Origin of the sequence: Stenotrophomonas sp. pho, from assembly GCF_006228405.1 — a bacterium.
Lineage (GTDB): Bacteria > Pseudomonadota > Gammaproteobacteria > Xanthomonadales > Xanthomonadaceae > Stenotrophomonas > Stenotrophomonas sepilia.
Window position 1 is genome coordinate 1204294 of the sequence record NZ_CP029759.1, and the last position, 21769, is coordinate 1226062.

At 66.4% G+C, this 21769-nt stretch carries 17 protein-coding genes, 1 tRNA gene and 3 pseudogenes; 17 read left to right on the plus strand and 4 right to left on the minus strand.

From position 1 onward, the window contains the following. Positions 1 to 43: 43 nt before the first annotated feature. From DL544_RS05635 to DL544_RS05645, 3 genes are all read left to right on the plus strand, one after another. Positions 44 to 1054: a 2-hydroxyacid dehydrogenase gene (locus DL544_RS05635; protein WP_139726830.1), complete on the plus strand. Its 1011-nt coding sequence runs from the start codon at positions 44 to 46 to the stop codon at positions 1052 to 1054. 51 nt (positions 1055 to 1105) lie between these two features. Then, positions 1106 to 1432: a hypothetical protein gene (locus DL544_RS05640; RefSeq protein WP_139726831.1), complete on the plus strand. Its 327-nt coding sequence runs from the start codon at positions 1106 to 1108 to the stop codon at positions 1430 to 1432. 85 nt (positions 1433 to 1517) lie between these two features. Then, positions 1518 to 1593: transfer RNA gene (locus DL544_RS05645), tRNA-Thr, on the plus strand. 63 nt (positions 1594 to 1656) lie between these two features. Here DL544_RS05645 and DL544_RS05650 read toward each other — a convergent pair. After that, positions 1657 to 1989 carry a hypothetical protein gene (locus DL544_RS05650; RefSeq protein ID WP_139726832.1) on the minus strand — a complete coding sequence of 111 codons (333 nt, stop codon included), beginning with the start codon at positions 1987 to 1989 and terminating at the stop codon, positions 1657 to 1659. Positions 1990 to 2002: 13 nt separating this feature from the next. Further along, positions 2003 to 2638, minus strand: a complete 636-nt coding sequence (locus DL544_RS05655) for a GyrI-like domain-containing protein (RefSeq protein WP_139726833.1) — start codon at positions 2636 to 2638, stop codon at positions 2003 to 2005. Positions 2639 to 2991: 353 nt separating this feature from the next. On the opposite strand from DL544_RS05655, the gene cyoA reads away from it, so the two are divergent. The 4 genes from cyoA to cyoD are packed head-to-tail and all read left to right on the plus strand — an operon-like array spanning position 2992 to position 7008. Further along, on the plus strand, positions 2992 to 4032 hold the full coding sequence (gene cyoA / locus DL544_RS05660) for a ubiquinol oxidase subunit II (protein WP_005415723.1): 1041 nt from the start codon (positions 2992 to 2994) through the stop codon (positions 4030 to 4032). A gap of 2 nt (positions 4033 to 4034) precedes the next feature. Further along, positions 4035 to 6032 (plus strand): cytochrome o ubiquinol oxidase subunit I, encoded by a 1998-nt coding sequence (gene cyoB, locus DL544_RS05665; protein WP_065185975.1) that lies wholly within the window; start codon positions 4035 to 4037, stop codon positions 6030 to 6032. Beyond that, positions 6029 to 6667 (plus strand): cytochrome o ubiquinol oxidase subunit III, encoded by a 639-nt coding sequence (gene cyoC, locus DL544_RS05670; RefSeq protein ID WP_005408583.1) that lies wholly within the window; start codon positions 6029 to 6031, stop codon positions 6665 to 6667. The genes cyoB and cyoC overlap by 4 nt, the downstream gene beginning before the upstream one ends. After that, positions 6667 to 7008 (plus strand): cytochrome o ubiquinol oxidase subunit IV, encoded by a 342-nt coding sequence (gene cyoD, locus DL544_RS05675; RefSeq protein ID WP_005415725.1) that lies wholly within the window; start codon positions 6667 to 6669, stop codon positions 7006 to 7008. The genes cyoC and cyoD overlap by 1 nt, the downstream gene beginning before the upstream one ends. Before the next feature lie 158 nt (positions 7009 to 7166). Here cyoD and DL544_RS05680 read toward each other — a convergent pair. Continuing rightward, a pseudogene (locus DL544_RS05680) lies at positions 7167 to 9222 on the minus strand (putative bifunctional diguanylate cyclase/phosphodiesterase). A 150-nt stretch (positions 9223 to 9372) separates the two neighbouring features. Here DL544_RS05680 and radA point away from each other — a divergent pair. The 4 genes and pseudogenes from radA (at position 9373) to DL544_RS05700 (ending at position 15623) form a co-directional block, all read left to right on the plus strand. Then, the gene (radA, locus tag DL544_RS05685) at positions 9373 to 10749 is read left to right on the plus strand and encodes a DNA repair protein RadA (protein WP_005408586.1); all 1377 of its coding nucleotides are present in this window, start codon (positions 9373 to 9375) and stop codon (positions 10747 to 10749) included. 112 nt (positions 10750 to 10861) lie between these two features. Beyond that, on the plus strand, positions 10862 to 12718 hold the full coding sequence (locus DL544_RS05690; protein ID WP_065178090.1) for an ATP-binding protein: 1857 nt from the start codon (positions 10862 to 10864) through the stop codon (positions 12716 to 12718). 48 nt (positions 12719 to 12766) lie between these two features. Beyond that, positions 12767 to 15072, plus strand: a pseudogene (locus DL544_RS05695) (hypothetical protein). A 92-nt stretch (positions 15073 to 15164) separates the two neighbouring features. Next, positions 15165 to 15623, plus strand: a complete 459-nt coding sequence (locus tag DL544_RS05700; RefSeq protein WP_139726834.1) for a YqhG/Tai3 family protein — start codon at positions 15165 to 15167, stop codon at positions 15621 to 15623. A 41-nt stretch (positions 15624 to 15664) separates the two neighbouring features. Here the strand turns inward: DL544_RS05700 and DL544_RS05705 are convergent, their stop codons facing one another. Further along, a complete protein-coding gene (locus DL544_RS05705) occupies positions 15665 to 16459 on the minus strand; it encodes a cytochrome C assembly family protein (RefSeq protein WP_005415730.1) in 795 nt (264 codons plus the stop codon). Positions 16460 to 16580: 121 nt separating this feature from the next. Here DL544_RS05705 and ffh point away from each other — a divergent pair, with 121 nt between their 5' ends. The 6 genes and pseudogenes from ffh (at position 16581) to trmD (ending at position 21674) form a co-directional block, all read left to right on the plus strand. Beyond that, entirely contained in the window at positions 16581 to 17957 is a 1377-nt protein-coding gene (ffh, locus tag DL544_RS05710) for a signal recognition particle protein (protein WP_005408591.1), read from the plus strand. Between the two features lie 148 nt (positions 17958 to 18105). Beyond that, entirely contained in the window at positions 18106 to 19182 is a 1077-nt protein-coding gene (locus tag DL544_RS05715; protein WP_061479149.1) for an NAD(P)H-dependent flavin oxidoreductase, read from the plus strand. Continuing rightward, positions 19179 to 19991, plus strand: coding sequence for an aminotransferase class IV family protein (locus DL544_RS05720; RefSeq protein ID WP_139726835.1), 813 nt, complete (start codon positions 19179 to 19181; stop codon positions 19989 to 19991). Before DL544_RS05715 ends, DL544_RS05720 begins: the two co-directional genes overlap by 4 nt. A 99-nt stretch (positions 19992 to 20090) precedes the next feature. Then, positions 20091 to 20351: a 30S ribosomal protein S16 gene (gene rpsP, locus DL544_RS05725; protein WP_005415733.1), complete on the plus strand. Its 261-nt coding sequence runs from the start codon at positions 20091 to 20093 to the stop codon at positions 20349 to 20351. 44 nt (positions 20352 to 20395) lie between these two features. After that, positions 20396 to 20908: a ribosome maturation factor RimM gene (rimM, locus tag DL544_RS05730; protein ID WP_005415734.1), complete on the plus strand. Its 513-nt coding sequence runs from the start codon at positions 20396 to 20398 to the stop codon at positions 20906 to 20908. Positions 20909 to 20916: 8 nt separating this feature from the next. Beyond that, positions 20917 to 21674, plus strand: a pseudogene (gene trmD / locus DL544_RS05735) (tRNA (guanosine(37)-N1)-methyltransferase TrmD). Positions 21675 to 21769: the final 95 nt, after the last annotated feature.

Sequence of the window (21769 nt, forward strand, 5' to 3'; positions counted from 1 at the left end):
GTGCTGCGGTATGGTCGGCAGGGAACTCCAGCCAGGCCCCGTCATGCAGATCGCCGTTTTCAGTGCCCGCCCCTACGATCGTCGTTTCCTCGGCGAGGCCAACCAGCGCGATGCGGCCGGGCAGGGCTTTGTGTTCGTGTACTTCGATGCCGCGCTGGACGTGCATACCGCTGCGTTGGCACAGGAATGCGCCGCGGTATGCGTGTTCGTCAATGACCGCCTGGACGCTCCGGTACTGCACGCGCTGCATGCGCTGGGCGTGCGCGCCTTGCTGCTGCGCTGCGCCGGTTTCAACAACGTGGATCTCGTCGCCGCGAAAGCGCTGGATCTTTTCGTGGCCCGTGTTCCTGCCTATTCGCCCGAGGCCGTGGCCGAGCATGCACTGGCGCTGGTGATGACCCTCAACCGGCAGACCCATCGCGCCTACAACCGCGTGCGCGAAGGCAACTTCATGCTCGATGGCCTGCTCGGGCGCACCCTGCACGGGCGCACGGTCGGCATCGTCGGCACCGGCAAGATCGGCCTGGCTACTGCGCGCATCTTCAGGGGCATGGGCTGCATCGTGCTGGGGCACGACCCGTATCCATCGCCGGCCTTCGCCGGCGTGGGCGACATGGTTGGGCTGGATGAACTGCTGGCGCGCGCCGATATCGTGTCGCTGCATTGCCCGCTGACACCCGATACCCAGCATCTGATCAACGACGCCTCGCTGGCGCGGATGAAGACCGGCGCGATGCTGGTCAACACCTCGCGCGGCGGGCTGGTCGATACCCATGCGGTGATCCGCGCGCTGAAGTCACGGCGGCTGGGTCATCTGGCCATCGACGTGTACGAGCAGGAAAGCGCGCTGTTCTTCCAGGACCTCTCCGGCGAGATCATCGACGACGAGGCCTTCCAGCGCCTGATGACCTTCCCCAACGTGCTGGTGACCGGCCACCAGGGCTTCTTCACCGTAGAGGCGCTGCAGGAGATCTCGGCAATCACGCTGGGGAACCTGCGGGATTTCGCCGAGGGGCGGGTGTGTGCGAACCGGGTGGAGACATCGCTGAGATGATTGGAAGTCATGAGGGGTGTGCGTTTTCATACCTATCATTGAGGGGCGCAGATGAAACGCTTAGTCACCTTGAAAGTTGAGCTGCTGTTTCCATTGCTGATGGCGGGCGGCTGTGCAGCGGAGGAGTCCCGAGGCGAGAAGGGGTGGGAAGGGCTAGAACGATGCGTGACAACAATCGAGACTTACGTTCAAGAGACGAGGGGATGGAGACGGGAGATGTATCGCATTGCGGAGGAGTCTTCCGGCACCGCAGATATTGGCTTCTCAGTCCAGCACGTCCATGACAGGGTTCTGCTGCCAGAAGGTGGACTGAAGTCATTTCATGTTGATCTCGACCAGCGATGTTCCAAGGTCATCCGTGAAAGCCACTATCAGTAGCTGGTAGCGGCTTGTTGGCCCATGAAGAGGGTAGATGCGCAGCCATTGACCGCATGTTGCTTGTAGTCCTACAATGCCCAGCTAGGCCGGAATAGCTCAGTTGGTAGAGCGGCGCATTCGTAATGCGTAGGTCGCAGGTTCGACTCCTGTTTCCGGCACCAGTTGCATGAAAAGCCCCGGCTCAGGTCGGGGCTTTTGTTTGGGCGTCTAGCAGCGGGATTCCATCAACGGCCTGCCATCACCGCGTCCCGCGCCAGCCACCACGCCAGCTGCCGGAGATAACCACCTGCTGCTCCCGCCGATGCGGCGATCAGCAGGCGTGCGAGCACTCTGGTTCCGCGCGCGGCCCGCTCCCGCACCCAAGGCAGGACCGCCACCACCTGCGCACCCAGCAACAGCATCAGCACGTCCAGCCCCAGCGCATCCACGACCGGCAACAACGGCAGCAGATCCGGATTGCAGGCCAGCACGATCACCAGCGCGGCACCCAGCATGGCCATCAGGCGGCGCCCGGCGGGCAGGGTGGTCCAGTGCAGCAGTCGGCTGATCAGGCGCATGGGATTCCCTGTGTCACGTGTGCGAGTCCTCATCAGTCCCGATCGGTCGCACCGGCTGCCGCAGCACGGTTTTCAACCGCGCTGCGTCGGTCCTGCGCGGGTCGCTCAGGTAGATCTCATGATGGGGGCCGGCAAAGGTGTATCCCAGTGCGGGCATCACTTCGTCATGCAGCTGCGCCAGGACGGGTCCCTCGTCGTCGTAGGCGCCCACGTGCAAGGTCTGCAGGCTGGGGCCCTCGGCAAGGACTTCATGGCGGAGGCTGGGCGGCGCCTCTCCCAGCTTCGCGCGCGCCTTGCTGATCGCGGCCTGCCACTGTGCAGGGCCGATGCCCTCGGGCGTGCGGATCATTACGGTCCAGGCCCACTCATCCTTGCGCCGCGCGAGGAAGCTGGCCGGGTCCTCGGCACTCCACAGCGCCTCCAGCGGTGGCACCACGTAGTCGCGCCCTTCGGCCTTCAGCGCGAACTTCAGTGCATAGCTCACCGAATACAGCCACTGGACGGCCTGCAGGTAGGCGGGGGCCGTGTTCGGGTCGCCGCGACCATCGACCATCACGTAGGGAATGGGCGGTACATCCACGCGTACGAACCTGCCGGCGGGCGGTTGATAGAGCGCCCCGTCGCGCTTCCTGAAGTCGATCTTGTCCACGGGCCTTCCTCCTGCGCCGAGCATCCCACGCCAGGCACCCGCCAGCACGCCTGAACAGGTTCAGGTGACTTTGCCGAACGAGGGCGGACCACCTGCCAGCAGCTGATGCCAGGATGCCGCCCGCAGGCGTCCTGCTGGCCGCGCCCGCGCGGTGCGACAACGTGTCGCAGCCAGAATCGGGCCTTTCCTGCGCTCGATCAATGTCAATGCCTTTCTTAAATGGTGGGTGACGGCCTAAAATTGAAAGGCTGACTCGACCCCACCTCCCTGCCTGTCTTCCGGACCGGTGGGACCGGCTTTGGCCGGAACAGGCAGGGACGGGGAACGGCATTCCCTCGCAATTGGATCGACCGATGATTCCGTTGAAAACCCTTGGGCGCTGGTTGCGCCCGGGCCTGCTGCTGTCGTTGCTGGTGATGCTCACCGGCTGCGATGCCGTGGCCATCCTCAGTCCGAAGGGCCAGATCGGCCAGGATGAGAAGACCCTGCTGATCACGGCCACCGTGCTCATGCTGCTGGTCGTCATCCCGGTCATCATCATGACCCTGACGTTCGCGTGGAAGTATCGCGCCTCCAACACCAAGGCCCGTTACGAGCCGAAGTGGTCCCACTCGACGGCGATCGAGGTGGTGGTGTGGTCCATTCCCTGCATGATCGTGCTGGTGCTGGCGGTCCTGACCTGGCGTTCGTCGCACGCACTGGACCCGTATCGTCCGCTGGATTCGGACGTCAAGCCGGTCACCATCGAGGCGATCTCGCTGGACTGGAAATGGCTGTTCATCTATCCGGAAGAGAAGGTGGCGGTCGTCAACGAAATCAAGTTCCCGGTCAACACCCCGCTGAACTTCAAGATCACGTCCGATTCGGTGATGAATGCCTTCTTCATCCCGCACCTGGGCAGCATGATCTACTCGATGGCTGCGATGGAGACCAAGCTCCACCTGATCGCCAACGAGACCGGTGAATTCCCGGGCATGTCCTCGCACTACAGCGGCGCGGGCTTCGCCAAGATGCACTTCACCGCCTACTCGGTCACCGATGCCGAGTACCGCCAGTGGCTGGACCAGGTCCGCGCCGGCGAGCAGACCCTGGACAAGGCCTCGTTCAAGGCCCTGGGTGAAGCACGCAACGCCGAGTGGTATCCGGTCACTTACTTCGGCAAGACCGAAGAAGGCCTGTTCGACTGGGTCATCGCCAAGCACATGGGCGACAACAAGCATTACGGCATGAAGCACTCGCATGCCGGTGCCGCCGCTGCCGATGCCGCCACCCATGAAGCGCACGAGGGCCACGCCCCGAGTGACGCGCATGATTCCAAGGAATCGGGTGAAAACCTGGATGCCACCGAACACGAACACGCAGGCCATGCCGGCCACGCGGGTTCGGGAGAATGAACATGTTGGGAAAACTCTCTCTTGAGTCGATCCCCCACGATCCGATCGTGCTGACCACCCTGGTCGGCGCGGTTCTTGGTGGCCTGGGCGTCGTCGCCCTGATCACCAAGTTCAAGCTGTGGGGCTATCTGTGGAAGGAGTGGTTCACTTCGGTGGATCACAAGAAGATCGGCGTGATGTACCTCATCGTCGCCTTTGTCATGCTGCTGCGCGGTTTCTCCGACGCCATCATGATGCGTACCCAGCAGGCCATCGCCGTCGGTGGTTCCGAGGGTTACCTGCCGCCGCACCACTACGACCAGATCTTCACCGCCCACGGCGTGATCATGATCTTCTTCGTGGCGATGCCGCTGATCACCGGCCTGATGAACCTGGCCGTGCCGCTGCAGATCGGTGCGCGTGACGTTGCGTTCCCGTTCGTCAACTCGCTCAGCTTCTGGCTGTTCGTGGCGGGCGCGGTGCTGATCATGCTGTCGCTGTGGATCGGTGAGTTCGCTGCCACCGGCTGGCTGGCGTTCCCGCCGTTGTCGGGCATCGAATACAGTCCAAGCGTCGGCATGGACTATTACATCTGGGGTCTACAGGTGGCGGGTTTGGGTACCACGCTCAGTGGTATCAACTTCTTCATCACCATCCTCAAGATGCGCACCCCGAGCATGAAGCTGATGCAGATGCCGGTGTTCACCTGGACCGCCCTGGTGACCAACGTGCTGATCGTCGCTGCCTTCCCGGTGCTGACCATCACCCTGGTGCTGCTGACCCTGGACCGTTACCTGGGTACGCACTTCTTCACCAATGATGGTGGCGGCAACGCCATGCTGTACATCAACCTGATCTGGATCTGGGGTCACCCGGAGGTGTACATCCTGGTCCTGCCGGCGTTCGGTGTGTTCTCCGAAGTCATCGCGACCTTCTCGCGCAAGGCGCTGTTCGGCTACAAGGGCATGGTCTACGCCACCGCCTGCATCGGCGTGCTGTCGTTCATCGTGTGGCTGCACCACTTCTTCACCATGGGCTCGGGTGCCAACGTCAATGCCTTCTTTGGCATCACGACGATGATCATCTCGATCCCGACCGGCGTGAAGATCTTCAACTGGCTGTTCACCATGTTCCGCGGCCGTGTGCACTTCACCACCCCGGTGCTGTGGACCATCGGCTTCATGGTCACCTTCGTCATCGGCGGCATGACCGGCGTGATGCTGGCGATCCCGGCCATCGACTTCGTGCTGCACAACAGCCTGTTCCTGATCGCCCACTTCCACAACGTCATCATCGGCGGCGTGGTGTTCGGCATGTTCGCCGGCATCACCTACTGGTGGCCGAAGATGTTCGGCTTCCGCCTCAATGAGTTCTGGGGCAAGTGCGCGTTCTGGTGCTGGTTCATCGGCTTCTACGTGACCTTCATGCCGATGTACGTGCTGGGCTTCATGGGCATGACCCGTCGCCTGCAGAGCACGGTGAACCCGGCCTACGAGCCGTTGCTGCTGGTTGCCGCCTGCGGCGCGTTCATCGTCGGCGCCGGCATCCTGTGCCAGATCATCCAGGTGGCCGTGTCGATCCGCGACCGCAAGAAGACCGTCGACCTGACCGGCGACCCGTGGGATGCCCGTACGCTGGAGTGGGAAACCTCCTCGCCGCCGGCCTTCTACAACTTCGCGACCCTGCCGGACGTCACCGAGCTGGACGATTTCTGGGAGCGCAAGCAGCGGGGTGAAGCCTGGCCGAAGCCGGCCAAGTACACCGACATCCACATGCCGCGCAACACCGGCACGGGCGTTGTCATCGGTGCCTTCAGCCTGGTGTTCGGCTTCGCGATGATCTGGCACATCTGGTGGCTGGCCATCGTCGGCTTCGTCGGCATGATCGCCACGTTCATCTACCGCACCTTCGACCAGGACGTGGACTACTGGGTCCCGGCCGCCGAGGTGGAACGCATCGAGAACGAACACCGCAAGCACCTGGAAGCCCAGGGCCTGGTGAAGTCGGAGCTGAAGGCATGAGCACCAATACCTCGACCCTGAGCCACGGGCACGCCGCGCACGCGGCGGCCCATGGCCATGACGACCACGAGCACCACGATACCGGCGGCAACACCGTCTTCGGTTTCTGGGTGTACCTGATGAGCGACTGCCTCATCTTCGCCTCGCTGTTCGCCACCTACGTGGTGCTGGCGGGCGGTACCGATGGTGGTCCCACCGCGAAGGACCTGTTCGAGCTGCCGTTCGTGGCGTGGGAAACCGCGCTGCTGCTGACCTCGTCGCTGACCTTCGGCCTGGGCATGATTGCCATGCACCGCAAGCAGATGGGCCAGATGTACCTGTGGCTGGGCATCACCTGGCTGCTGGGCTTCGGCTTCATGTGCATGGAAGTGTGGGAGTTCCAGCACCTGATCCATCAGGGCTACGGTCCGGACCGCAGTGCCTTCCTGTCGGCGTTCTTCGCCCTGGTCGGTACCCACGGTCTGCACGTCAGCGCCGGCCTGCTGTGGCTGCTGGTGATGTTCGTGCAGCTGAAGAAGTACGGCCTGACCCCGACCAACAAGACCCGCATGGCGTGCCTGAGCCTGTTCTGGCACTTCCTGGACCTGATCTGGATCGGCGTGTTCTCCGTCGTCTACCTCAATGGAGCGCTGTAATGGCACATGACAACCATGCACACGACCACGGCACCGGCGGCGAAAGCCACGGCAGCGTGAAGTCGTACCTGATCGGCTTCGTGCTGGCGGTGGTGCTGACCGTCATCCCGTTCTGGATGGTGATGTCGGGCGATTTCTCGCGCACCGTCAACGGTGTGGTGATCGCAGTCACCGCGGTGCTGCAGATGCTGGTCCACCTGGTGTTCTTCCTGCACCTGGATCGCTCTTCGGAAAGTCGCTGGAACGTCAACGCTGCGGCCTTCACCGTCGTGGTGATCGGCATCATCGTGATCGGCACCCTGTGGGTCATGCACAACATGAACGTGCACATGATGCACTGACGTCCTCGCGACGTTGCCACACAGAAAGGCCGCCCTCGGGCGGCCTTTCTGGTTTTCCGTTGTCCGGTAGTGCCGGCCGCTGGCCGGCAATTGCGGGACGCCGGCCAGCGGCCGGCTCTACCCGTGGTTCCACCCCGTGCGTGGAGGAGACGCTCGCCTCATCCCACCCGGCGCAGGAACTCTTCGGCCTCCATCGGCCGGCCCAGATGGTAGCCCTGCAGTTGGTCGCAGCCGAGCTCGCTCAGGTACTCGCGCTGCGCCTGGGTCTCCACGCCCTCGGCCACCACCTGCAGCTGCAGGGTGCGGCCCAGCGCGATGATCGACGAGACAATGGCGGCGTCCTCGTCATTTCCTTCCAGGTCGTGCACGAACGCACGGTCGATCTTCAGTTCGGTGGCTGGCATCCGCTTGAGGTAGAGCAGGCTGGAATAGCCGGTACCGAAATCATCGATGGCGATGTGCACGCCCATTGCGGTCAGGTCGCTGAGGATCGCCAAGCTGGCATCGACGTCCTTCATCGCCGTGGTTTCAGTGATCTCCAGGGTCAGCCGTGCCGGTTCGATCCGGTGCCGCTCCAGCACCTCGCGCACGCTGTCCAGCAGTGCCGGCGAGGCAAACTGCAACGGCGAGAGATTCACTGCCATGGTCCATTCCGCATGCCCGACATCGTGCCATGCCCGCAGTTGCGCGCAGGCCCGGTCCAGTACCCAGTCACCGATCGGCAGGATCAGACCGCTGCGTTCGGCGATCGGAATGAAGACATCCGGTGCCAGCAGCCCCAACTCCGGGTGCTGCCAGCGCAGCAGCGCCTCGGCCCCGGTGGCCGGTGCGCCCGCGGCCGGAAATTTGGGCTGGTAATGCAGGATCAGTTCGTTGCGGGCGATGGCCTTGCGCAGGTCCTGCAGCAGGCGCAGCTGGCGATTGGCACTGAGCTGCATCGAGGGGTGAAGAAGGTGTAGCCGTTCCGCCCGGTCTCCTTGGTGTGGTACATCGCCGCATCGGCGTGCGCCATCAGCTCGCGCTCGTTGCTGGCGTCATCCGGATACAGGGCGATGCCCAGGCTGGCGCTGACCTGCAGTTCGGCCGCATCCAGCGTGAACGGCTCACCGGCGGCGGCAATGATGCGCTCGGCCACCACTACCGCATCGTCGGGAATATCGATGGCCAGCACGATCACGAACTCGTCGCCGCCGAGGCGGGCGAACGTGTCCTGCGGGCGCAGCAGGCCGCCGATGCGCTGCGCCACCGCCACCAGCAGGCGGTCGCCAAGCTGGTGGCCATAGGCATCATTGACCGCCTTGAAACCATCCAGGTCGCAGAACATCACCGCCACCGCATGATTGCGGCGCCGCGCCTTCTCGATGGCCTGCTCGATGCGGTCCTGCAGCAGCATGCGGTTGGGCAGCTGGGTCAAGGGATCATGCAGTGCCGCCTGGATCAGCTTGTCGTTGGCGTGCGCCAGCGAATCGGCCAGCAGCCCGGTGCGCACGCGCATCTGCCGGTCGAACAGCGAGGCCACGAGGGCGATGCCCAGCGTGGCCACGGTGGTGACGATCACCAGCACGGCCAGCCAGCGCGTGTCGATGCCGCCACTGCCGACGGCGCCACAGATGCTGCCTTCGGGGAAGCGCGCCGCCGCCATGCCGGTGTAATGCATGCCGACGATGGCCAGGCCCATCACCAGCGATGCGAGCACGCGCAGGAGCAGGGTGTGGCGCTGCTCGGCGCGCAGGCGGAAGGCGATCCACAGTGCGGCGCCAGCGGCACCGATGGCCACCGCGATGGAGGCGGCAAACCAGCCCGGGTGGTAGTCGATGCCGGGCTGCATGCGCATCGCAGCCATGCCCAGGTAGTGCATGGCTGCGATGCCCAGGCCCATCAGCACGGCCCCGGCCAACAGCCGGCGCCACGGCAGGGTGGGGCGCGACACCAGCCACAGCGCATAGGCGGAGGCGCCGATCGAGACCGCCAGCGAGTACAGGGTGATGCCGAGGTCGTAGCCCAGCGGAATCGGCAAATCGAAGGCAAGCATGCCGATGAAGTGCATCGACCAGATGCCCAGGCCCATCGCCGCCGCCCCCCCGCCAGCCACCAGCGGGCCACGCGGCCCTCGGCGGTGGCCAGGCGCCCGGCCATGTCCAGCGCCGTGTACGAAGCAAGAATGGCCACCAGCAGGGAGATGATGACCAGGCTCTGACTGTAACTGCCAGTCATGTTGAATCCAGTGGGGGAGGAAGGGGGCGCCCGCAAGGCGCACGCCCGCGACCCCTATCGGCGCGGGTGGGCAGGACTTGAGCGGTCGCAGCAGCTGCGACCGGGCTCGGCTATCCTGCCACGCCTGTTCCCGTTGCTGGAAATCACCCGATGGCCAAAGCCCGCACCGCCTACGTCTGCAATGAATGCGGCGCCGAATTCAGCAAATGGCAGGGCCAGTGCACGGAGTGCAACGCCTGGAACTCGCTGTCTGAAATCGTGCTGGAGAGCGCGGCGGCGGCCAAGGCACCGGCGTCGCGGCGGGCGGGCTGGGCCGGCAAGATCGATCCGCCGAAGATCACCGCGCTGAAGGACGTGGAGCAGACCGAGCATCGCCGGGTCTCCACTGGCATCGGCGAGTTCGACCGCGTGCTGGGTGGTGGCCTGGTCGAAGGCGCGGTGGTGCTGGTGGGCGGCGACCCGGGTATCGGCAAGTCGACGCTGCTGCTGCAGGCGGTGGCGAAGATGGCGGCCGAACTGCCGGTGCTGTACGTCACCGGTGAAGAGTCGCTGGCCCAGGTGGCCGGCCGCGCGCACCGCCTGGAGCTGCCACTGGACGGGGTCAACGCGCTGGCCGAGACCGGGGTCGAGTCGATCCTGCAGCATGCCTCCAGGGCTGGGCCGCGGCTGATCGTGGCCGATTCGGTGCAGACCCTGTGGACCGAGAGCCTGACCGCTGCGCCGGGTTCGGTCAGCCAGGTGCGCGAGAGTGCGGCGCGGCTGGTGCGGTTCGCCAAGGAGACCGGCACTGCCGTGTTCCTGGTCGGCCACGTGACCAAGGAGGGTGGCATCGCCGGCCCGCGCGTGCTGGAACACATGGTCGACGCGGTGCTGTACTTCGAGGGCGAGAGCGGCAGCCGCTTCCGCCTGTTGCGCGCGTTCAAGAACCGCTTCGGTGCGGTCAACGAGCTGGGTGTGTTCGCGATGGGCGACAAGGGCCTGAAGGAGGTCTCCAACCCTTCGGCGATCTTCCTCTCCGGCGGCAGCACCCACCAGCCGGGCAGCTGCGTGATGGTCACCCGCGAGGGCACACGGCCGCTGCTGGTGGAGGTACAGGCGCTGGTCGATGCATCGCCGCTGTCGAACCCGCGCCGTGTCGCGGTCGGCCTGGAGCAGAACCGCCTGGCGATGCTGCTGGCGGTGCTGCATCGCCATGGCGGCGTACTGGTCGGCGACCAGGACGTGTTCGTCAATGTGGTCGGTGGCATCCGCGTGCAGGAGACTGCCGCCGATCTGCCGGTGCTGCTGGCGGTGTTGTCGTCGCTGCAGGATCGGCCGCTGGCGGAGAAGACCATCGCCTTCGGTGAAGTGGGCCTGTCCGGCGAGATCCGCCCGGTGCCCAATGGCGAAGACCGCCTGCGCGAGGCCGCCACCCATGGCTTCAAGCGCGCCATCGTGCCCAAGGCCAATGCGCCCAAGGGCGGTTCGGTGAAAGGCATGGAGGTGATCGCGGTGGAACGCCTGTCCGAGGCCATCGACGCGGCGTGAGGCCGGCCCTACAAACGTCAATCACGGCAACGGTCAGCTTCCTTGTGCTAGTTTTTCCCGCTCGACGAAGACGCCCTCTGGCGTCTTTCCGTGCCCAGGAGTAAACGATTACATGCAGGACACCGCACTCACCGCCCCCAACGCCGAGATCCGTCGCGCCGGGGTCGATCTCAATGGATTGATGACGGTGCTGGGCAAGCACCTGTATTCCACCCCGGTGGTGGCGCTGCGTGAGCTGGTGCAGAACGCGCATGACTCGATCATCCGCCGCCGCATCGAGCAGCCCGGTGTTGACGTGCCTTCGCGCATTTCGGTGCAGGTTGATGCCGGTGCCGGCGTGCTGCGCATCACCGATACTGGGGCCGGCCTGACCCGCCAGGAGATCCACGATTACCTGGCCACCGTCGGCGTCGGCTACACCCGTGGCCTGCGCCAGGGCGGTGAGGACGATGAAGGGCTGATCGGCATGTTCGGCCTCGGCTTCCTGTCGGCCTTCGTGCTGGCGCGCCGGGTCAGTGTGCGAACCACCTCGTACCAGGCGCCGGATCTGGGCCATCTGTACGTGTCCAGCAACGCCGAGCAATACACCGTCAGCGAAGTGCCTGCACGCGCGGTCGGCACCGAGGTGGAGCTGGAGCTGCATCCGGACTTCCTGCCGCTGGCCAACGAGGCGCGTCTGCATGAGGTGCTGGGCCGCTACTGCGCGTTGCTGTCCGAGCCGATCTTCATCGGTGCTGCGGACGAGGCGCTCAATCCCGAGCCGCCGCCGTGGCGCGGCCAGGGGGATGTCGCCGTGCATCCGGTGCAGGCGCGTCGGCAGGCGCTGCAGTTCGCCGCGCGGTTCGAGCACGATTTCGAACCGATCGTCACCGTGCCGCTGCGCGCCGATGGCAACAGCGATGCCACTGGCCTGCTGTGGGTGCAGGATGGCGCCACCTATGGCACCAGCGACAACCGCAACCTGTCGGTGTTCGTGCGTGGGATGCTGCTGGATGACGACGCGCGCGACCTGTTGCCGCCGTGGGCTGGATTCATCGGCGGAGTGATCGAATCCTCGCGGTTGACGCCCACCGCCAGCCGCGAAGACCTGCAGCGCGATGACCAGTACCGCGCGGTGCAGCATGCACTGCTGGAGGCGCTGATCGACGGCCTGGCCGACGTTGCGAAGCAGCAACCGGAAGCCTGGCGGCGCGTGCTGACCCGCCACAACGAGGCCCTGCTGGGTGCGGCACTGTGCGATGAGCGCCTGTTCGAACTGCTGATGGAGCATGTGCGGGTACCGACCTCGCAGGGCGACCTGCCGGCCAGTGCGCTGCCGGCGCGCGGTGCCGTGCATGTCATCCTCGACAACGGCGGCGGCTTTGAAGAGATGCTGTTCCGCGCGATGGGCGTACCGGTCGCGCATGGCCATCGCTACGCGGTGGTGCCGTTCCTGCGGCGCTGGGCCCAGGCCAAGGGCCTGCGCCTGGTCGAGCTCGGCACCGAGCAGGGCAACCGCGCACTGTTCCGCAGTGATGACAGCCTCGACGAGGCGCAGCTGGCGTGGCTGCGCGAACAGCTGGGCGACGGCGAGCAGCTGCTGCCCGCACGTTTCAGCCCGGAGGCGCTGCCGGTGGTGGTGGTGCCCGACCGCGAGGCCGAGCTGAAGCAGCGGCTGGAAGACGACGAGAACGACAAGCGCGTCTCGATGGCCGCGCTGCGCCTGGCGCGCCAGTTCACCGCGCGCATCGAATCACGCGCACCCTCGCGGCTCTACCTCAACCTCGACAACCCGGCGGTGCAGGCACTGCTGCGCGCCCAGCGCGAGGGCCACCCACAGGCCGAGGCTGCGGCGCGCCTGCTGCGCTCGCTGAAAGTCATCGTCGCCGCGCAGGGCCGCCCGCTGGCACGCGCGACCGCTACGCCGGGCCCGGATCTCAATGGTGCTTTCACCGATATCGCCGGTGCCCTGCAGCAGATGCTGCGCTGAGCACCGCACCCTCTCATCCAGCCTTCGCTAGACAGGAGCAATTATCCCATGGACATCTGGAACTGGGTCGAAAAGCTGCAGGGTGACCTGCGCCAGGCCGGCCAGGCGCAGAACGCGCACCTGCTGAACCGTCTCGCCGACGAGGTCAGTGAACTGCAGATCGACCGCGTCGATGCGCTGCTGCCCGAAGCACGCGCCCTGGGCAAGGCACTGGACAACCCGTGGGTTGACGTCTATGTCGGCCACTGGGCGCTGCGCAACCGCGTCGGCAACCGCGTGGAAGGCGAGAGCGCACTCGGCGAAGCCGTAGCGCTGTTCGAGCGCGCGCACCGCGAGGACACCCTGGAATGCCCGCAGTCGATCTGCGTGACCCAGGACCTGGCCGCCTGCTATGGCAACATCGACGGCCCGGGCTGGGTGCCCGAGCGCATCGAGGTCTGCGACGAAACCCTTGGCCGCATCGATCCGAGCTGGGCCTGTTTCCAGTGCCTGAGCTGCGAGAAGGCCGATGCGCTGCTCGATGATGGCCGTGGCCAGGCGGCGCTGGATTACCTGCAGGTGCAGGCCGATGCCGTGGAAGCCTGTGGCAAGGAAGTGTTCGACAGCTTCCCCGAGATGCAGATCAAGATCCTGCTGGGCATGGGCCGTGCCGATGAGGCACTGGCGCTGATCGAAAAACGGGAGGCCGAAGTTGCCGCGTCCGGAGAGTACGAGCCGGCCAACTGCACGGTGCCGCGTCGCTTGTCCAAGGCCTGGGCGCTGGCCCAGCTGGGCCGCGACGAAGAGGCGCTGCAGCAGCTGGTGCCGTGGAGCGAGCTGACCCGAACTACTGGCGGCTGTGGGCAAACACCGCCGCAGCCCTGTGCCAGCGTGATCCCGCGCGAAATACGTGGGATCTGGGCACGCGCTTCAACACCATCATCGAGCACTTCGCACGGGTCGGTTCGCACCGCCTGCTGATCGAAGTCGCGGCGTTGAGCCTGGAACTCGCCCTGCAGCGTGGCGCGCGCTGGGTCGCACTGCGGCAGCTGGAACTGGCCCGCACCCATCTGGCGCAGCTGCGCCAGGATCGGGGTGCTGCGGCGCTGGTGGCCGGCCTGGCCGCGCGCATCGAGGCATTGCCGGACGTCGCGCCGCTGCCGGTGCCGGCGGGCGAGCTGCTGGCATGGCTGGACGCGCAGGGCGAACAGAACCAGTCGCGCGATCCCGAGCGCGAAGCGCAGTGGTTGCTGCAGGCGCATGCCGAGCTGCCCGATGACGAGGCGCTTGCCGAGATGGCTGCCTCCGCGCTGAATGCCTGCGGCGCGCAGGCCGAGGCGCGGTCGCTGCTGTGGCGGTTCGTACGCGGCCATGTGCAGCACGATGGCCCCGCGGCCTACACGCTGATGCGCTGGCTGGCCGAACAGGGCGACGACGACGGACTGCGCCAGCTGGCCGATCTCTATCGCGGCAGCGTGCCGGTGTTCGCGCACTGGTGCGAGGTGCAGCGTGCACGTCGCGTGTCCGACTGGCCGGCGCTGGAGCAGGCGGCCCGATCGCTTCTGGAGCTGTCTCCGGGCTCGCACGGCGCGCGCGGCACGCTGGCGCGCATGTACATGGAAACCGGCCGTTTCAGCGAGGCCCAGGCCTGTTATGCACAGCTGGTGGAGCTGCTGGAGGAGCCCAATGCCGCGCATTGGGACCACATGAGCGCAGCCAGCGCGGCGCGCGACTGGGACGCGGTGCGCCGCTCGGCGGCGGCGATCGGCATGGAATTGTCCAGCCAGGATGGCGTGGTCGAGGAGCCGTGGGGCTGGGTGATCATCCGCAGCGAAGAGAACGGCGAACCGATGGAGTACTACGCCCGTCGCAGCGGTCCGGTGACCGCGCGCATCGTCGAGAACGCGCCGTCCAACCGCGCCCAGCAGGTGGGCGACTGGGTGGTGTTCGATGCCGCGCTGGTGCATCCGGCACCAGAGGAGGAGGAAGCACGCGAGCATTTCATCCCGACCTATGCGCAGGTGCATGTGCTGGAGCGCGGCGGCTTCGCCCGCAGCTGGATGATCGATGGCGCGCACCCGGGCGAAGATGCCTGGAATGCCTTCGTCGAGGCGGCCGAAGCACAGGGCTGGAAGGTGTGGTCACACAGCCGGCCGGACTACACCGTCACCGACCCCGATGTGGAAGAGGGTACGCTGCCCGGCCTGCTGTTCACCGTGGCCCAGCCGCAGGACCACGCACCGCTGGCACTGCACCGCTTCCTGCAGCAGCACACCGCGACGTGGCCGCATCCGCATTGCTGGCTGCGCCTGGCTGAAGCCTGTGACCAGGATCGCCAGCCGCATCTGGACGTGATCGAGCGTTACGGGTTGTAGGCCGGATATCGGGTAGTGCCGGCCGCTGGCCGGCAGCACCGGGAGATCCTGTATTGCCGGCCAGCGGCCGGCACTACCTCAGGGAAAAATACATGCGAAAGACAGGGATGTTGATGATCGCCGGGCTGCTGCTGGCCCCTGCCGTGCAGGCGTCACCCGCCTGCCAGGAACCAGAGGCGGTGGCCCGCGCCTTCTACGAGGCAACGACGGGCGATGGTGATCTGCTGGAGCCACCCCCGGCGCTGGTCAGCCCTGCTTTCGGCAAGGCACTGCGTGGAGAGCGCGCCTGCCAGCAGCGCGAAGAGGGCATCTGCACCATCGCTTCGGATCCGTGGCTGGATGCGCAGGACGGTGACATCGAAACCCCGGTGCGCTACAGCTGGAAGGAGGCTTCGGTCTCCGCCGGCCAGGTCGAGATGCGCTATTCGGTGTGGAAGAAGGCCTACCTGACCCGCCTGCCGATGGTGCGCCACGGGCAGGGATGCTGGCAGGTTGATGACATCGTCACCAACAGTGGTCGTTCGGTGCGGAAGATCCTGGCCCAGCCTTGACGGTAGCGCCGGTGGGTGCCGACCGTTGGTCGGCACACCGCCTATCGCGAATGCCCGAACACCAGTTCGATCACGAACTGGCTGCCGAAGAAGGCCAGCAGCAGCAACAGCATCGCCGCCAGCGTCCAGTGCACCGCCTTCATGCCGCGCCAGCCGTAGCGCCGGCGGCCGATCAGCAGCACGCCGAACACGATCCACGACAGCACGCTCAGCACGGTCTTGTGCACCAGCTTCTGCGCCAGCAGGTCGTCGACGAACAGCACCCCGGTGACCAGGGTGAGGGTCAGCAGCGCGAAGCCGACGGTGATCACCCGGAACAGCAGTGATTCCAGGTCGGCCAGCGGCGGCAGCGCGCGCAGCCAAGGCCGGAACTCGCGGCGGCGCAGGGCGCGTTCCTGCAGCCACAGCATGATCGCCAGCAGCGCGGCGATGCTCAGCGTGGCGTAGGCCAGCAGGGCCAGCCAGGCGTGGCTGGCCAGGCGCCAGCCCAGCACCTTGCTCGGTTCGTGGCCGTAACCGTGGTAGGCCAGCAGCAGCACGGCGGCCAGCGGGAACACCACCACGCCCAACGCCGACATCCGCCCGCGCGCGCCGACCAGCGAAGTCAGCCAGGCCATGCCCAGGCCGACCAGCGACAGTGCGGCGAAGAAGTGCATGTCCGGCCCGCCGTTGGTGCGCATCGCCACCATCACGTGGTAGCCGCCGTGCAGCAGCATGGCGGGCAGGGCCGGCCACAGCCAGATGGGGGAGCCGGTCGTCTCATCGCGGCCAAGCGCGCGCACCAGCAGGGCACTGGCAGCCAGGTAGAGCAGGACGGCGATGAGAACGATTGTCATCGTTGCAGTTTCGCATACCCCGTGATGCTGGCGACGGCCCCGTGGCCGCAGTCCGGGGAGACAGCCAGACCCGTTATACTGTCTGCCTTATTGTCCCCCGCTTTCAGACAGGTTGCGCCGCATGTTCGAGTCCCTGACCCAGCGCCTTTCCGGCACCATCGAGCGCCTGCGTGGCCGCGGCCGCCTGACCGAGGAGAACATCCGCGAGGCAACCCGCGAAGTGCGCATCGCGCTGCTCGAGGCCGACGTTGCGCTGCCGGTGGTGCAGGCGCTGATCGAGCGCATCAAGGTGCGCGCGGTCGGCCAGGAAGTGCTGAAGTCGCTGACCCCGGGCCAGGCGCTGATCAAGGTCGTGCGCGACGAGCTGACTGCGGTGATGGGCGCTGAAGCCAGCGACCTGAACCTCAATGTGCCCGCTCCGGCCATCATCCTGATGGCGGGCCTGCAGGGCGCCGGCAAGACCACCACCGTGGGCAAGCTGGCCAAGCACCTGAAGGAAAAGCGCAAGAAGAAGGTGATGGTGGTCTCGGCCGACGTCTACCGTCCGGCCGCGATCGAGCAGCTGAAAACCCTGGCCGAGCAGGTGGGCGTGCTGTTCTTCCCGTCCAGTGCCGACCAGAAGCCGGAAGCCATCGTCCGCGCAGCCATCGACGATGCACGCAAGTCGTTCGTCGACGTGCTGCTGGTCGATACCGCCGGCCGCCTGGCCATCGACGAAGCGATGATGGCCGAGATCAAGGCCCTGCACGCTGCGGTGAATCCGGCCGAAACGCTGTTCGTGGTCGACGCCATGACCGGCCAGGACGCGGCCAACACCGCCAAGGCCTTCGGCGATGCCCTGCCGCTGACCGGCGTGGTACTGACCAAGACCGACGGTGACGCCCGCGGCGGCGCCGCGCTGAGCGTGCGCTACATCACCGGCAAGCCGATCAAGTTCGTCGGTGTCAGTGAAAAGCCGGAAGGCCTGGACGTGTTCCACCCGGACCGTATCGCCAGCCGCATCCTCGACATGGGGGACGTGCTGTCGCTGGTCGAGCAGGTCGAGCAGCAGGTCGACAAGGACAAGGCCGCCAAGCTGGCCGAGAAGGTCGCCAAGGGCAAGAAATTCGACCTGAACGACATGCGTGACCAGCTCGAGCAGATGCAGAACATGGGCGGCATCGGCGGCCTGATGGACAAGCTGCCGGGCCTGGGCAACATCCCCGACCATCTGAAGCAGCAGGTCAGCCAGGGCAAGGAAGTGCCGCGCATGATCGCCATCATCAGCTCGATGACCAAGAAGGAACGGCGCAATCCGAACCTGCTCAACGGCTCGCGCCGCGCGCGCATCGCCAAGGGCTCGGGCGTGACGCCGGCCGACGTCAACAAGCTGATGAAGCAGTACATGCAGATGGAAAAGATGATGAGCAAGATGGCCGGCGGTGGCATGAAGGGCATGTTGCGCAGCATGAAGGGGATGATGGGCGCCATGGGCGGCCGCGGCATGCCGTTCCGTTGATGACGGCCCCGTCCGCAATCTGATGTAGCGCCCGGGCCCACGCTCGGGCGGCGGCGCACAAGCGCCGCAGCAGGCCGTCGGGCAGCAGGCTCGACTCTTCCCCTGTCCTGCGCGCACCATGGGGGCCTGTCCGAAACGATGGGCCGTCATGCAGAGTTCCGCTGTAGCTTCCCGCGCCGAGGCGTTCTGCCGGCGCTTTGGCGTTTCCGTTCCGATCCTGCTGGCACCGATGGCCGGTGCCTGCCCGGTACCGTTGTCGGCTGCGCTGGCCAACGCCGGCAGCATGGGCGCAATGGGCGCGGTGTTGTCCTCTTCGGCCGATATCGGTCGCTGGATGGATGACTTCCGCGCAGCCTCCAGCGGTCCGGCGCAGGTGAACCTGTGGATGCCGGACCCTGTACCTGCCCGTGACGTTGCCGCCGAGGCCGCCAGCCGCGCCTTCCTCGCGCAATGGGGCCCGGAGGTGCCGGCCAGCGCCGCCGACGCCACGCCGGCCGACTTCGAAGAACAGTTCGCCGCACTGCTGGCGGCGCGTCCTGCGGTGGCCTCGACCATCATGGGCGTGCTGTTGCCGCGCCACGTGCAGCAGTTGAAGGACGCCGGCATCGCCTGGATCGCCTGTGCCACCACCTTGTCCGAAGCGCGCGCGGCACAGGACGCCGGCGCCGACGCGGTGGTGGCGCAGGGCGCGGAGGCCGGCGGCCATCGTGGTTCCTTTGATCCGGCGATGGCCGAGCGCCAGCTGGTGGGACTGTTTGCGCTGCTGCCGCGCCTGGCCGATCAGCTGCAGATTCCGGTGATTGCCGCCGGCGGCATCGCCGATGGCCGTGGCATCGCTGCCGCACTCACCTTGGGCGCCAGTGCGGTGCAGATCGGCACCGCCTTCCTGCGCACGCCGGAAGCGGCGATCGCTTCGGCGTGGGCCGATGGGCTGGCCGCCAGCGAACCGGAAGATACCTGGCCGACCCGCGCCTTCAGTGGTCGCCTGGGCCGTGGCCTGGCGACGCCCTATGTGCGCGCCGCTGCTGCAGAAGGCGCCCCCGCGCCGCGTCCATACCCGGTGCAGCGCGGCCTGACCGCCCCGATGCGCAGGCAGGCGGCACAGGAAAATCGTCTGGCGGCGATGCAGGCCTGGGCCGGGCAGTCGGCGTGGATGGCGCCGGCGCAGCCGGCCGCCGACGTGCTGCGCGGCATGTGGGAACAGGCGCAGGCACTGCTGCCATGATGGTGAGCTGCAACGGCCGGGCGGCGCAGGTGGAGGATCTCCTGCCGGCGCTGGTGAATTACGGCCACTTCACCTCGCTGCAGGTGCGTGGTGGTGCAGTGCAGGGGCTGGACCTGCATCTGGCGCGGCTGTCACAGGCTACGCGCGAACTGTTCGGCAGCGAACTGGACACGGTGCAGGTGCAGGCGTGGATGGCGCAGGCATTGCAGCAGTCAGGGCAGGCCGATGCCTCGTTGCGGGTGACGGTGTACTCGCGCCGCTTCGATTTCCGCAATCCGCTGGCGGCGGTGCCGGTGGACGTGCTGGTGGCGGTGTCAGCGCCGGTGACGCTGACCGTCGCCAAGCGAGTGCGCAGCGTGGCCTGGCAGCGTGAACTGCCGCAGATCAAACATGTGGGCACCTTCGGCCTGTTCGCCGAGCGCCGCGCGGCGATGGCGGAAGGATTCGACGATGTGCTGTTCGTGACCGTCGATGGCGAAATGAGTGAAGGCAGCACCTGGAACCTGGCCGTGCACGATGGTGAACGGCTGCTCTGGCCGCAGGCGCCGGCCCTGCGCGGGACCGCCGAGGCGCTGCTGAAGCAGCATTGGCCGCGGGCGCAGGCCACGCAGCCATTGCGGCTGGCGGATATGGCTGGCGTGAAAGCCGCTTTTGCCTGCAACGCCAGTGGTCTGTGGGCGCTGGAGGCCATTGACGGGCATGTCCTGCCCGGCTCGCAGGCACTGGCTGAACAGGGCAGGGCGGCGCTGGCGGCGGTGGCTTGGGACAAATTGGGGTCAGATCCCTTTTGCGCCGCAAAAGGGATCTGACCCCGGGAGTTCATCCCCGGGGTTGGCTCGGCCGGGCTCTGCCGCTATAATCGCCCGCTTACCTCGCCATCCTGGCGACTGGGCAATAGGAAAAACACCATGGTCAAGATTCGACTGACCCGCGGCGGCGCCAAGAAGCGTCCGTTCTACCACATCATCGTCACCGACGTGCGCAGCGCGCGCGACGGCCGCAACATCGAGCGCGTTGGCTTCTACAACCCGGTCGCCCAGGGCGCCGAGAAGCGCATCGAGCTGGACCTGGCCCGCGTTGACCATTGGGTCAAGAACGGCGCCCAGCCGACCGACAAGGTCCGCAACCTGATCAAGGAAGCGACCAAGTCCCAGGCCGCTGCGGCCTGATCCTGACGGGCCACGCTTCGGCGTGGCCCTCTTGGTTGAAGCAGATGAAAGATATCGAGCGCCGCATCCTGCTGGGCAGGGTTGTCGGCGCTTTTGGTGTGCGCGGCGAGATCAAGCTCGAGTCCTGGACCGAGCCACGTTCCGCCATTTTTCGTTACCAGCCGTGGATCGTGCGCAGCCCATCCGGCGTGGAAACCACGGTTGAAGGTGTGCGCGGCCGCGACAGCGGCAAGCACCTGGTGGCCCGTTTCCCCGGGGTCGAGGATCGCGATGTGGTCGAAGCGATGCGCGGCACCGAGATCTACGTGGCCCGCAGTGCCTTGCCGCCGCCGAAGCCCGATGAGTATTACTGGGTGGACCTGGAAGGCCTGGATGTGAAGACCACCGAGGGCGTCGCCCTGGGCCAGGTCTCGCACCTGTTCAGCACCGGCGCCAATGACGTGGTTGTGGTCCGGGGTGACCGCGAGCGGATGATTCCGTTCGTGCAGCCGGACTTCGTCAAATCGGTCGATTTCGAGGCCAACCTGATCGTGGTCGACTGGGATCCCGAGTTCTGAGTGTGAGCATGCGTTTCGACGTCATCACCCTGTTTCCCGAGTTCCTCGCCCAGTCCGCTGGACTGGGCGTGGTCGGGCGCGCGCAGGAGAAGGGATTGTTCAGCCTGCATGGCTGGAACCCCCGTGATTACGCCGAAGGCAACTACCGCCGGGTGGACGACCGTCCGTTCGGTGGTGGCCCGGGCATGGTGATGCTGATCGAGCCGCTGCAGGCCTGCCTGCAGGCGATCCGAGAGGCCGATCCCACCCCGGCGCGGGTGATCTACCTCAGTCCGCAGGGCGCGCCGTTGACCCAGGCCAAGGTGCGGGAACTGGCGGCGCTGCCGCGCATGGTCCTGCTCTGTGGCCGCTACGAGGGCATCGACGAGCGTTTCCTGGAGGCCAATGTCGACGAGGAAATCTCCCTCGGCGACTACGTGCTGTCCGGGGGCGAGCTGGGCGCGGCGGTGATCATCGACGCCGTGGCCCGCCTGCAGGACGGTGCCCTGAACGATGCGGAGTCGGCGGCGCAGGACAGCTTCGAGGGCGACCTCGGTCTGCTCGACTGTCCGCATTACAGCCAGCCGGCCCAGCACCCGCTGGGGACGTGCCGGAGGTGCTGCGCTCGGGCAACCACGCGGCCATCGCCGCCTGGCGCCGCCAGCAGTCGCTGCTCCGGACCGCCCAGCGGCGCCCGGACCTGCTGGATGAACAGGCACTGGGCAAGGCCGACCGCAAACTGCTGGAGCAGGGCCGCCAGGCCCGGAACCAGAAGGCCAGCCCCTAGCGCAGGGCTGGCTTTATCGGCTATCATGCCTAATTCCGCCAGCCCCGGTTGGCGCGCGCAGTACCCAAAACAAACGTGCAGCACAGTCCGGTGAC

What these genes read in the sequence shown, in the direction of transcription:
- DL544_RS05650 (WP_139726832.1), bottom strand. Translation starts at nt 1,989, where the DNA reads ATGCGCCTGATCAGCCGACTGCTGCACTGGACCACCCTGCCCGCCGGG.
- DL544_RS05635 (WP_139726830.1), top strand. Translation starts at nt 44, where the DNA reads ATGCAGATCGCCGTTTTCAGTGCCCGCCCCTACGATCGTCGTTTCCTC.
- radA (WP_005408586.1), top strand. Translation starts at nt 9,373, where the DNA reads ATGGCCAAAGCCCGCACCGCCTACGTCTGCAATGAATGCGGCGCCGAA.
- DL544_RS05720 (WP_139726835.1), top strand. Translation starts at nt 19,179, where the DNA reads ATGATGGTGAGCTGCAACGGCCGGGCGGCGCAGGTGGAGGATCTCCTG.
- cyoD (WP_005415725.1), top strand. Translation starts at nt 6,667, where the DNA reads ATGGCACATGACAACCATGCACACGACCACGGCACCGGCGGCGAAAGC.
- DL544_RS05705 (WP_005415730.1), bottom strand. Translation starts at nt 16,459, where the DNA reads ATGACAATCGTTCTCATCGCCGTCCTGCTCTACCTGGCTGCCAGTGCC.
- DL544_RS05715 (WP_061479149.1), top strand. Translation starts at nt 18,106, where the DNA reads ATGCAGAGTTCCGCTGTAGCTTCCCGCGCCGAGGCGTTCTGCCGGCGC.
- cyoA (WP_005415723.1), top strand. Translation starts at nt 2,992, where the DNA reads ATGATTCCGTTGAAAACCCTTGGGCGCTGGTTGCGCCCGGGCCTGCTG.
- DL544_RS05640 (WP_139726831.1), top strand. Translation starts at nt 1,106, where the DNA reads ATGAAACGCTTAGTCACCTTGAAAGTTGAGCTGCTGTTTCCATTGCTG.
- cyoB (WP_065185975.1), top strand. Translation starts at nt 4,035, where the DNA reads ATGTTGGGAAAACTCTCTCTTGAGTCGATCCCCCACGATCCGATCGTG.
- ffh (WP_005408591.1), top strand. Translation starts at nt 16,581, where the DNA reads ATGTTCGAGTCCCTGACCCAGCGCCTTTCCGGCACCATCGAGCGCCTG.
- rpsP (WP_005415733.1), top strand. Translation starts at nt 20,091, where the DNA reads ATGGTCAAGATTCGACTGACCCGCGGCGGCGCCAAGAAGCGTCCGTTC.
- DL544_RS05690 (WP_065178090.1), top strand. Translation starts at nt 10,862, where the DNA reads ATGCAGGACACCGCACTCACCGCCCCCAACGCCGAGATCCGTCGCGCC.
- cyoC (WP_005408583.1), top strand. Translation starts at nt 6,029, where the DNA reads ATGAGCACCAATACCTCGACCCTGAGCCACGGGCACGCCGCGCACGCG.
- DL544_RS05700 (WP_139726834.1), top strand. Translation starts at nt 15,165, where the DNA reads ATGCGAAAGACAGGGATGTTGATGATCGCCGGGCTGCTGCTGGCCCCT.
- rimM (WP_005415734.1), top strand. Translation starts at nt 20,396, where the DNA reads ATGAAAGATATCGAGCGCCGCATCCTGCTGGGCAGGGTTGTCGGCGCT.